Genomic DNA, 10,692 nt, shown 5'->3' on the forward strand with positions numbered 1-10,692 from the left:
CGTACTGCGAACGAACGAGACGTCGATAAAAATACACAATAATTAGGTCGGGGTTCGGTCAGTAATTGTCGTTACTTGTCCGAGAACCCGTTTTGCATCTGGTACTCCGACGGACTCGCACTCCGGTTCCAGACGCCACCGTGAAGACCGATGTCCCAATCCAGATCGATGTTCGAACCTGACATCGAGATATCGGTCAGTTCGGCACCCCAAGTGTGCCAGAAATTGACGGTCAGTTCGCGCTGGGACGGAGTTGAGTTCGCTGACGGATCTACGGCAACATCGAAGGACGATTCGAAACGTCCAATAGTGTCGTACGCGGCGTCATTTGAGTTGTATTCTACGACTAAGCCAGTGTCGCTAGTGTCGTCTTCCCGGTCAGAGATTGGAAAGACATAGTCACCATATGTGGGGCCGTAATACGAGTTACGGGTGTAGTCGCTTGAATCAAACGTAATCGCAGCGTAGTCAAGCGGGTCTGTCGCCCAGTCGTCGTATCCATCGTTCAACGACCACTTGAAGTTCACCCAGTTTGCATCGCTCCCCTCGGAGTAGGTGACGAACAGATGCGACTCGTTTTTGTCTAGCTTCGTCGTTCCAACATCACTGCCACCAATCTTCTTGTTAGTGTACTTGACGACGAATCCAGCGGCTCTGAGTCGATGATGCCAGGTAGAAAGGTCCCAGTTGTTTTCGGTACGCATCTGAGCGAGGCGTTCATATTCCTCGCCATTTGGGGCGGGTTTTTGTGCTGATGCAATTGGTAGTCCGGCGAATGCCGCCCCGCCGACCGCTGCGAGGATTGACCGCCGATTCGTCTCTTTCAAGCTTGCGTTGTCGTGTTTCATTGTTCGATATACTGTGAAACGCGTGAGTCACTCTGGGTCGTCGTCGACGTAGGTTTCTCCATTGTCCATCTCAGCTTCTGAGGTAAACGTCTCGGCACGCCAATGGCCGTCCTCGGAGCCGAAGTTAAGGCCACCATCCCCGTTAGAATCAACGACGAAGCCAGTTATTGTCTCCTCCGTCCACCGGCAGTGGTAGTCCATGTAGATCTGGCGTGTCTGAGGCGAGCCACCAGTGGCGTAGAGTTTCGTATCGAACCAGGAACCAAACCGGCCGACCGAATTCATCGCGTGCCCGTCGGCATTGTAGCTGACGACCCGATAGTTGTGGCCGAGTGAGTCGATACCTTCGGCGCTGTCGGTATAATCCCCGTAGTCCTCATCGTATCCGTCGGTGAAGTTGTAGTAGCTGCCTTCAAAGCTAATGGAGACATAGTCCTCCGGAGGTTCGGCGTACGAAGACCAGCCGTCATCGAGGCTCCACTCTACCATGAGATGGTCCGTGTCCTGACCCCGCGTGTAGGTCATGTACAGTCTCGCAGTGCTTTCATAGAGGCGCTGTGAACTGGGGCCGCCATGCGCTGTTGGTTTCTTCACGGTCACCTCGTCGCCCGTGTGTTTGAAGTCCAAGCCATGGCCGGCGAGCCAACTCCTCCATTCATGGACATCCCAGCCCCTGTTTTTCCGGAGCCGCAGCGATTGTTGATAAATTCGATCCGTTGCTTTCCCCGCTCTGAAGTCGCTGCTATCGGGACCTCCTGCAGTGGCGGAAGCCGAACCTAGGCTTGCAAGCCCGGTAATCCCTGCGGAGCCTACGACCGTTCTCAGGAAATCTCTTCGTGTATTACTTCTGATATTATCTTGCTGATTCACTATGGAACCCAACTATTAATTAAAATACCATTTATATAAATGTATGTATTCTAAGTATATCTATCTATGATCATATTTACATTTACAAAAATAAAATATATTCTAATATTTATTAATAAAGAGAACTATTGGTCGGATACTTCACCCAATCGTTTACTACGAGAAAATATGTACTCATCTGAACATCAGTCGAAATACTCATTCACGCCATCGACTCGAACGACGTCACCGACCTGGTCGACTTCCGGACCGTCTACTTCGGCGCCGAGGAACTGCTCGTCACCGCGGACGTCGCGTTCGAACCCGACCTCGATACGGAGACGATCGACGAGCGCATCACCGCGATCGAACTGGCGCTGATGGACCACGACGCGCAGGTCCGGAAAGTGTACATCGAGCCCGAAACGTAACGGGCGTCTCGATCGCTCCACCGGGCCGTTCGACGACCGGCGCTATTCGATCGCGCCGGGACGTTCGACGTCCTTGTCGACGTACCCCGCCACGATCGTCGGCCCCGGCGGCCGATCGTTCAGCACCGCCGTCACGGTCGTCTCCTCCAGGTCGACCGTCGACTCGAGCGGTTTCCAGCCCGAATCGGTGTCGACGGCGACGGCGACGTCCGTCGGACTCGCCCCCGGCGGCAGTTTCGACGGATCGTAGCCGAGCGTGATCCGGACCGCTTCGATCGCCTTCAGTCCGTCCAGCCCGCGGATGTCGACGGGGTTCGCGAGCGCGTCGATCGGCCCCTCGATCGCGCTCTTCGACAGGCCGAACTCGTCGGGAACGACGCCGGCGACGACGGCGATGCTGGCGCCTCCCTGTGGCAATGTGTCCTCCGCGACCGTATCGGAATCGTACCCTGGAATGGCCACCATATTCGGGGCGAAGTGCCGGTTCGTTATGTCCCTGTACCCCGCGTACGCCGGCTGTGAGAACTGTGGTCAATTGGCATTTCGTCTCTGTTCGACTACCACGCTGAATAATTCGTAGCGGTTGGAAACACCACGAAAACCCCTGCTGCGATCGAGTCGGGGGACTCGTTGCGCGCCTCGCCTCACTTCGTTCGACTCGGTGCTAACGCCGTCCGCCTTCCCCGATCGCACTGGCCCCGTTCAGCCCCACCCGTGTCGGCTGATCGGCAGGCCACCGCGGGTGGGACTGAACGGGGCTGGCAGCATCCGGGAAGACGGGCGCCGTCTTTGCTCGCTCCGCGCGCAAAGGACTGCGAGAGCCGTAGACTCTCGCTTGGCCAGCACCGAACGGAGTGAGGTCGTTCGAAAGGCGCTGCGCGCCTTTCGTGACTGAGCGAATCGGAGATTCGCGATGTCCGCGAAACCGAAGGTTTCGCTTGATGACGAGAGACCACAGGTCTCTCGAACCACGCACAGCAAGTCCCTCGACCGGATGCTGCCAGGGGCTTTCGTTGTGATCTCATCCGGATCGCAGATGTCTTCGTCTGATCCGAACACGATCGACTCCATCTGGTCGATTGGAGTCGACGATCGAGTCCGCATCAAGAAGCGCTGAATCGAGACGAATGCTTTTATCGGAGCAGGAACCAATCACGTATCGTGTCCGAGACAGCCGGGTACATGCGCTTTTTCCCGTACGACCAGCCGTACGAGAATCAGCGCGAGGCGATGGACCGCATCTACAACTCCCTCTACCGGGGACAGGACGTCCTCTTCGAGGGGGCCTGCGGGACCGGCAAGACTCTCTCGTCGCTCGTTCCCGCCCTCGAAGTCGCCCGCGAACAGGGGAAGACGGTCGTCATCACGACCAACGTCCACCAGCAGATGCGCCAGTTCGTCGCCGAAGCCCGCGCGATCACCCGCGAAGAGCCGATTCGGGCGGTCGTGTTCAAGGGAAAATCGTCGATGTGTCACATCGACGTCGGCTACGAGGAGTGTCAGGCGCTGCGGGACAACACCCGGGCGCTCGTCGACGCCGAACGCGATAAGCAGCAACTCGAACGCCGCCAGCGGGAACTGCTCGCGGAGAGCCAGGAGGGCGACGGCGGCGCGGCCGACGCCCGATCGGCGGTGATGGACGAACTCGAGTCGATCGAGGACCGACTCGACGACCTGGCGGACCAGAACGTCTGCGAGTACTACCGCAACAACCTGACGGCGGAGACGGACGACTTCTTCGGCTGGCTCTTCGATGACGTCCGCACGCCCGAGGAGATCTACGACTACGCCGAACAACAGCAGTTCTGCGGGTACGAACTCTTAAAAGAGGGGATCGAGGGCGTCGACCTGGTCGTCTGTAACTACCATCACCTGCTCGATTCGATGATCCGCGAGCAGTTCTTCCGGTGGCTCGGCCGCGATCCCGAGGACGTGATCGCCGTCTTCGACGAGGCGCACAACGTCGAAGACGCGGCCCGCGAACACGCCACCCGCACGTGCTCGGAGCGCACGTTCGACTCCGCGCTGGACGAACTCGCCGAGACGGACGATCCTCGGGCCGAAGACGCGGTGAACGTCCTCTCGGCGTTTCACCGCGCGCTGGTCGAGACCTACGAGGACTCGTTCGGCTTCGGCGGGCGCGAACGGATCGGCGAGAACTGGGAGGACGTCCCGATCGCCAACGAGGACCGGCGGGACGACCTCACGCTCGCCTTCCTCCAGCAGTACTCGGGGCAAGGGATCGAAGGTGACCTCGAGGCGGCGACGAAACTCGGCCAGGAACTCGACGAGCAGTACGAGGAGGCCTACCGCGAGGGCGAGACGGCAACGCGGACGGAGTGCCAGACGCTGCAGGCTGCGGCGTTCGTCAGCGCGTGGCTAAACGAGGGCGCGAAAGAGGGACTCTACCCGGTCGTCTCCGTCACGCGCGACGCCGGGACCGACGAGGTCTACGGCCGCGCGGAACTGTACACCTGCCTCCCACGGCAGGTGACCGGCCGCCTGTTCGACGAGGTGTACGCGACCGTCCTGATGAGCGCCACGCTCCAGCCGTTCGACGTCACCGAGGACGTGCTGGGCCTCGAGAACCCTGTGACGATGGCGTACGGCCTCCAGTTCCCCGACTCGAACCGGCGCACGTACGCCGTCGAGACGCCGCCGCTGTTCTCGTCCGATCGCGACGATCCCGAGGTCCAGGAACGGGTCGCCGAGACGATTCACGACGCCGTCCGCATGACGCCCGGGAACACGCTCGCGTTCTTTCCGAACTACGGTGAGGCGAGTCGGTACGCCGAGCGGCTCGAATCCCGCTGCGAGAACCCGGTTTACCTCGACGAACCCGGCGTCGCTGTCGAGGACCTCCGCCGGGAGTTCGTTGCAGACGACGACGCCGTGCTCTGTACGTCGCTGTGGGGGACGCTCGCGGAGGGCGTGAGCTTCGACGGCGCCGACGCTCGGACCGTCCTCGTGGTCGGCGTCCCCTATCCGCACCTCGACGATCGCGCCGAAGCGGTTCAGGAGGCCTACGACGCGGCCTTCGAGGGCACCGAGACGGGGTGGCGCTACGCCGTCGAGATCCCGACGGTTCGGAAGACTCGTCAGGCGCTCGGGCGGGTGATCCGATCGCCCGAGGACGTCGGCGTTCGCGCGCTGCTCGATCGCCGCTACTCACGGCGGGAGAAGTCGGATCTCGGCAAGTACAGCGTCAACGGCACCTTCCCCCACGAGGACCGCGAGGAGCTGCTCGACATCCAGCCCGAGAAGCTGAAGTTCGCGATGCTGAATTTCTACGCCGATCACGGCGCGTACGACGGCGATCCGCCGGCTCCGTGACCGGTCCCGTCGCCGATTTTGCCCCTCGATCAGGGTCGCGAAAAGGCCGATCGGTCACGAGGCGCACCCTCGTCGTCACGGTACTGCGACCGGACGGTCGCGGACGGAATTGGCCGGCGATCAGGCGGGAAGGCCCACGCGGCTGACCGGCAGCCGGTAGGTGCCGTCCCAGAACTCGAGTTCGGAGACCGTCCACCGGATCGGCTCGATCTCCCGATCGGCGAGCCGTCTCGCGACCTCGCTGTCGCCGCCGCGAGCCAGCGTGACGTGGGGGACGTAGTCGCTGCCTTCGAGACCGTCGACCGCGTCGAACGTCTCGGCGAGATTCGCGTGAATCCGCTCGAGGCCCGGACTCTCGACGGCGAGGTAGACGACGGGGGCCGATCCCAGCGGCGGATCGTCGAAGTAGTCGATGCCCGTGATCTCGGCTTCGACCGCGGGAGATCCCTCGAGCGCCCGGTGGGCGCGGTGCTGGAGCCGGGAGACGTGATCGGCGTCGCCGAGGCGCTTGAGCAAACACGAGTGGTCCTCGCGAACGCGATCGAACCCGAGCAGTTCGGGGTAGAGGGCGTCCGCGAGTTCGCGGACGCGCCCCGGTACGGGGACGTTGACGCTGTACACTTCGGTCTCAGTTCGGTCGGTCGACGTATGAGTCTGGCGTTCGCTCACGGTCAGCCCGGCAGCCAGCGGGCGCCGCGCGAATCGTTCACCCGCTCGCGTTGACGTGACAGTTGAAAAACACACCGCTACCGCGGTCGGAAAGACCTATTTAGGCGGCTCTGTCATCGTTAACTAATGGACGTGAGGGGGCTCCGGGCCCTGGTTTGCCTGCTCGTGGTGGTTGGCTCGATCGCGTTCGTTCCGTTCGGTGTGGCTGCCGATGCCGGCGGGAGTGCTACCGGGATCGACGCCGCCGCGGTTCAGGAAGAGCGGAACGAGAGCGCGTGGTTAGAGGAGGCTGACGAGATCCATGTCAACGTCGTCATCCACGAGAACGGATCGGCGACGTTCACCGTCGACCATCGATATGCGATCAACGGTGACGACGGCAACGAGTCCAACGTGGAATGGGAGACGCTTCGGGAGGACGTCGAGTCGAATTCCGACGCGTACACCGATGCGCACGCGGACGACTGGCAAACCGAACTCGTCGAGGCCGAAAATCGGACGGAGCGCGAGATGGAACTCATGAACGTCTCCGTCAGAACGGACAAGAGCACCGCACCGCGGACGTTCGGCCACGTCACGTTCACCTTCACGTGGAACTCGTTTGCCCACGTCGAACTGAACCGGATCGAGGCGGGCGATTCGCTCTCCGGATTCACGCTCTCCGACGGGACCACGCTGCAGTTTCGCTGGCCCGAGGGCTACGAGACCTACGACGGCGTCGACCCCTCGCCGGACAGTCGGGACGATCGATCGGTCTTCTGGAACGGCGAGGAGACCGAGTTCACCAACGAGCAACCCCGGCTCATCCTGATCGAGAACGCGAGCGACGGGGAGGCTGCCGACACCGACGGGGGTCCGCCCATGCCCTGGCTCGCGGTCGCGGCCGCCCTCCTGTTGCTCGCGGCGGTCGGCGCCGCGGGCTGGTGGATCGGGGGCGAACGGGGGCGAACCGGCGGGCACGCCGGCGTCGACTCCGAACCGATCGACGACCCGAGCGTCGCCGCCGGCGGTTCGAACGGTCCGCCGCCGGAACTGCTGAGCAACGAAGAGCGCGTCCTGCGGTTGCTCAACCGGCGCGGCGGCCGGATCAAGCAACAGGAAGTCGTCTCGGAGTTGGACTGGACCGAAGCCAAGACGAGCCAGGTGGTCAGCAGGCTCCGCGAGGACGACCAGATCGACGTCTTCCGGATCGGTCGCGAGAACGTGCTCTCCTTGCCCGACGACGAGGAAGACGAGGACTGATCGGACGATCCCTCTTCGCGCGCCGTCCCGTCGACGGCGGCTGTAACATTTGCCGTCCCGATAGCGTTTAATAGCTCGGGCTGTGTTACCTGTACCAATGAGTCTCTCCGTCGGACCCGCCGTTGCCGGTCTCGGTACCGACGGAGCTGTTTCTCCGCGACCGCGACGACCGCGACCGGGCCTCTGAGCCCGTACTATACTACCCCCCCACGTCTCCGGTTCGTTCCCAACGTTCCAGCAATTGCCCAATTTTCCGGTTAGCGTACGCTCTAAACTTAATTTACTCGAATAAAACCAATGAATTTAAGTCCATCCTGCCGTTTCACTCGAGTACGACATGACACGCGTTGCACTCGCGTTCTCGGGCGGGCTGGACACGACCGTCTGTGTTCCGCTGCTCGAGGAGGAATACGGATACGACGACGTCATCGGCGTCACGGTCGACGTCGGACAGCCGGCCTCCGAGTTCGAAGAGGCCGAAGAAACCGCCGAGGCACTCGGCCTCGAACACTACGTCGTCGACGCGCGAGCGGAATTCGCGCAGCTCTGTCTCGAGAGCGTCCGCGCGAACGCGACCTACCAGGGCTATCCCCTCGGGACGGCGCTCGCCCGCCCCGTGATCGCGACGGCCATCCTCGAGGTGGCCGAGGAAGAGGGCTGTACCGGTATCGCCCACGGCTGTACCGGCAAGGGGAACGACCAGTTGCGGTTCGAGGCGATTTGGCGCGATTCGGATCTCGAAGTGATCGCGCCCGTGCGCGAACTCGGGCTCACGCGCGAGTGGGAACAGGAGTACGCCGCCGAACGGGACCTCCCCGTCGAGGGCGGCAGCGGCGGCGACTGGTCGATCGACACCAACCTCTGGAGCCGCTCGGTCGAGGGCGACGAACTCGAGGACCCGAGCTACGTCCCGCCGGAGGACATCTACGCGTGGACACAGGCGCCCACCGGGGAGACCCAGGAGATCGAGATCGAATTCGAGGAGGGCTACCCCGTCGCCGTCGACGGCGTCGAGTACGAGCCCGTCGAACTCGTCGAGCACTTGAACGGCGTGGCCGGGGCGTACGGCGTCGGACGCACCGACTCGATGGAAGACCGCATGCTCGGACTGAAAGTTCGCGAGAACTACGAGCACCCGGCCGCGACGACGCTGCTCAACGCCCACGAGGGGCTCGAGGGGCTCGTCCTTACACAGGAAGAACGCGAGTTCAAGCAGCTGATCGATCAGAAGTGGTCGAAGAAGGGCTACGAGGGGCTGATAGACGCGCCGCTCGTGGACGCGCTCGAAGGCTTTATCGAGGAAACCCAGCAGCGCGTCACCGGCACGGTGACGATTCGCTTCGAGGGCGGACAGGCCCGCGTCGTCGCTCGCGACAGCGAGTACGCCGCCTACTCGGCCGAGCACGCCTCCTTCGACACCGAGACGGTCGGCAAGATCACGCAGGAGGACGCCACCGGGGTCGCGAAGTACCACGGCTTCCAGCGCCGCCTCGCGAACGAAGCGATCGCCGCGAACGCGGCCGCCGAGGAGGAAGTCGAACTCGCTCCCGACGGCGGGAGCGAAACCGACGCCGAGGACGAGTAACCATGACCGAGGAGAGCGCTCACGACGGCGAATCCGCTCGCGATCGGATCGTCCGAACGGACGGCGGCAGCGATCAGGGCGTCGTCCGACGGGACCGCTTCAGCGGCGGCCCCGCCCGGAGCTTCCTCTCCTCGCTCGTGGCCGACGAACGAATCTTCGAGGCCGATCTCGAGGTCGATCGCGCCCACGTGATCATGCTCGCCGAGCAGGGAATCGTCGAGGACGACGTTGCGGGCCGGATCCTCACCGCGCTGGATGCGATCGAGGTCGACGGCCACGCCTCGCTGCCCGACGGCGAGGACGTCCACGAGGCGATCGAGACGGCCGTCATCGAGCGGATCGGCGAGGCGGGCGGGAAGATGCACACCGCGCGCTCGCGCAACGACGAGGTCGCGGCCTGCATCCGGTATCGCGTGCGCGAGGACGTTCTCGACGCGATCGAGACGACGATCGCGCTGCGCGAGGCGCTGGCAGCGGTCGCCGACGCACACCGGGAGACGATCATGCCCGGCTACACGCACCTCCAGCCCGCCCAGCCGACTACCGTCGCGCACTGGGCGCTCTCCTACGAAGGCGCGGTTCGTCGCGACACCGAACGCCTGTTCGAGGCGTACGGCCGGATCAACGAATCACCCCTCGGCGGGGCCGCGTTCGCCGGGACGACGTTCGAGATCGATCGCGAGCGTACGGCCGAACTGCTCGGCTTCGACGGCGGTCCCGCGAGCGGCACGAGGGGGACCTCGGCGGAGCAGCGCTCCGCCGTTGTGATCGAGAACTCGATGGACGCCTCCTCGAGCCGGGACTTCCTGCTCGAGACGGTGCAGGCGCTGTCGACCCACGCGACGACGCTGTCGGGAATCGCGGAGGACCTCATCGTCTTCGCGAACCGCGCCTTCGTTTCCCTCTCGGACGACTACTCGTCGACGTCGTCGATCATGCCCCAGAAGAAAAACCCCGACACGTTGGAGCTCGTCCGCGCGGTCGCGGGCGACGCAGCGGGCGGGGTCCAAGGGCTGACGACGACGCTCAAGGGTCTCCCCCGCGCGTACAACCGCGATCTCCAGCGGGCGACGACCCACGCCTGGGAGACCGTCGACGCGGTGATCGAGGCGAGCGAGGTCGCGGCCGGCGCGATCGCAACGGCCGACTGGAACGAGGACGCCCTCGCGGCGGAGGCCGGCGCGGGCTTCTCGACGGCGACCGGCGTCGCCGACCTGCTGGCGGCGAACGGGTTGCCGTTCCGGACGGCGCACGAAGTGGTCGCGATCGCGGCGGAGAACGGCGCGGACTACGATGCGATCGACGCCGCTGCGGCGGAGGTCCTCGGCGAACCGATCGACTCGTTCGTCGATCCCGAGGCCGTGGCGGCAGCCCTCGATCCCGCAGAGAGCGTGGCGACTCGCGACTCGCGGGGCGGTCCCGCCCCCGAGGTCGTCGCGGACCAACTCGATGACGCGCGCGACGCGCTCGCGAGCCACGAGGCGACGCTCGACGAAACGAGCGAGGCGATCGAGGCCGCACACGCGGCGCTTCGCGAGGAGGTGAACGAGTATGTTTGAGGTCGCGTTTCGACCAACAATTCCGATTCGGCCACCCTCGCCGTTCGCAGATTCCGATCGCGGGATCTGCGGGCGAGCGGGAGTTCCACTCCCGCCGCCGTCCCCTCCCGGGGACGTATTACCTATCACATGATATGTGAAACGAAAATTTGCCGGAAAATCGCCTTTTCAAACCG

At 63.5% G+C, this 10,692-nt stretch carries 8 protein-coding genes and 1 pseudogene; 5 read left to right on the forward strand and 4 right to left on the reverse strand.

Annotation, left to right across the window (positions count from 1 at the left end; all coding sequences use genetic code 11):
- Nucleotides 1–71: 71 nt before the first annotated feature.
- On the reverse strand, nucleotides 72–848 hold the full coding sequence (locus MUH00_RS08675) for a hypothetical protein (protein ID WP_247003697.1): 777 nt from the start codon (nucleotides 846–848) through the stop codon (nucleotides 72–74).
- A gap of 27 nt (nucleotides 849–875) precedes the next feature.
- Nucleotides 876–1,718 (reverse strand): hypothetical protein, encoded by an 843-nt coding sequence (locus tag MUH00_RS08680; protein WP_247003698.1) that lies wholly within the window; start codon nucleotides 1,716–1,718, stop codon nucleotides 876–878.
- A 218-nt stretch (nucleotides 1,719–1,936) separates the two neighbouring features.
- On the opposite strand from MUH00_RS08680, the pseudogene MUH00_RS08685 reads away from it, so the two are divergent.
- A pseudogene (locus tag MUH00_RS08685) lies at nucleotides 1,937–2,128 on the forward strand (cation diffusion facilitator family transporter); the annotation flags it as partial.
- Between the two features lie 42 nt (nucleotides 2,129–2,170).
- Here MUH00_RS08685 and MUH00_RS08690 read toward each other — a convergent pair.
- Nucleotides 2,171–2,590, reverse strand: a complete 420-nt coding sequence (locus MUH00_RS08690; protein WP_247003926.1) for a hypothetical protein — start codon at nucleotides 2,588–2,590, stop codon at nucleotides 2,171–2,173.
- Nucleotides 2,591–3,310: 720 nt separating this feature from the next.
- Between MUH00_RS08690 and MUH00_RS08695 the strand changes: the two genes are divergently transcribed.
- Nucleotides 3,311–5,461, forward strand: coding sequence for an ATP-dependent DNA helicase (locus MUH00_RS08695; protein WP_247003928.1), 2,151 nt, complete (start codon nucleotides 3,311–3,313; stop codon nucleotides 5,459–5,461).
- Between the two features lie 120 nt (nucleotides 5,462–5,581).
- Here MUH00_RS08695 and MUH00_RS08700 read toward each other — a convergent pair whose 3' ends face one another.
- On the reverse strand, nucleotides 5,582–6,082 hold the full coding sequence (locus MUH00_RS08700) for a 2'-5' RNA ligase family protein (protein ID WP_247003930.1): 501 nt from the start codon (nucleotides 6,080–6,082) through the stop codon (nucleotides 5,582–5,584).
- A 174-nt stretch (nucleotides 6,083–6,256) separates the two neighbouring features.
- On the opposite strand from MUH00_RS08700, the gene MUH00_RS08705 reads away from it, so the two are divergent.
- From MUH00_RS08705 to argH, 3 genes are all read left to right on the forward strand, one after another.
- Nucleotides 6,257–7,372 (forward strand): helix-turn-helix transcriptional regulator, encoded by a 1,116-nt coding sequence (locus MUH00_RS08705; RefSeq protein WP_247003699.1) that lies wholly within the window; start codon nucleotides 6,257–6,259, stop codon nucleotides 7,370–7,372.
- 337 nt (nucleotides 7,373–7,709) lie between these two features.
- Complete coding sequence (locus MUH00_RS08710) at nucleotides 7,710–8,957, forward strand: argininosuccinate synthase (RefSeq protein WP_247003700.1); 1,248 nt, start codon at nucleotides 7,710–7,712, stop codon at nucleotides 8,955–8,957.
- A 2-nt stretch (nucleotides 8,958–8,959) separates the two neighbouring features.
- A complete protein-coding gene (gene argH, locus MUH00_RS08715) occupies nucleotides 8,960–10,516 on the forward strand; it encodes an argininosuccinate lyase (RefSeq protein WP_247003702.1) in 1,557 nt (518 codons plus the stop codon).
- Nucleotides 10,517–10,692: the final 176 nt, after the last annotated feature.

This window comes from Halosolutus gelatinilyticus, assembly GCF_023028105.1.
Classification (GTDB): Archaea; Halobacteriota; Halobacteria; order Halobacteriales; family Natrialbaceae; genus Halosolutus; species Halosolutus gelatinilyticus.

Bases quoted from the DNA above. Each gene is read 5' to 3' on its own strand.
- argH (WP_247003702.1), top strand. From the start codon at position 8,960: ATGACCGAGGAGAGCGCTCACGACGGCGAATCCGCTCGCGATCGGATC.
- MUH00_RS08675 (WP_247003697.1), bottom strand. From the start codon at position 848: ATGAAACACGACAACGCAAGCTTGAAAGAGACGAATCGGCGGTCAATC.
- MUH00_RS08695 (WP_247003928.1), top strand. From the start codon at position 3,311: ATGCGCTTTTTCCCGTACGACCAGCCGTACGAGAATCAGCGCGAGGCG.
- MUH00_RS08710 (WP_247003700.1), top strand. From the start codon at position 7,710: ATGACACGCGTTGCACTCGCGTTCTCGGGCGGGCTGGACACGACCGTC.
- MUH00_RS08705 (WP_247003699.1), top strand. From the start codon at position 6,257: ATGGACGTGAGGGGGCTCCGGGCCCTGGTTTGCCTGCTCGTGGTGGTT.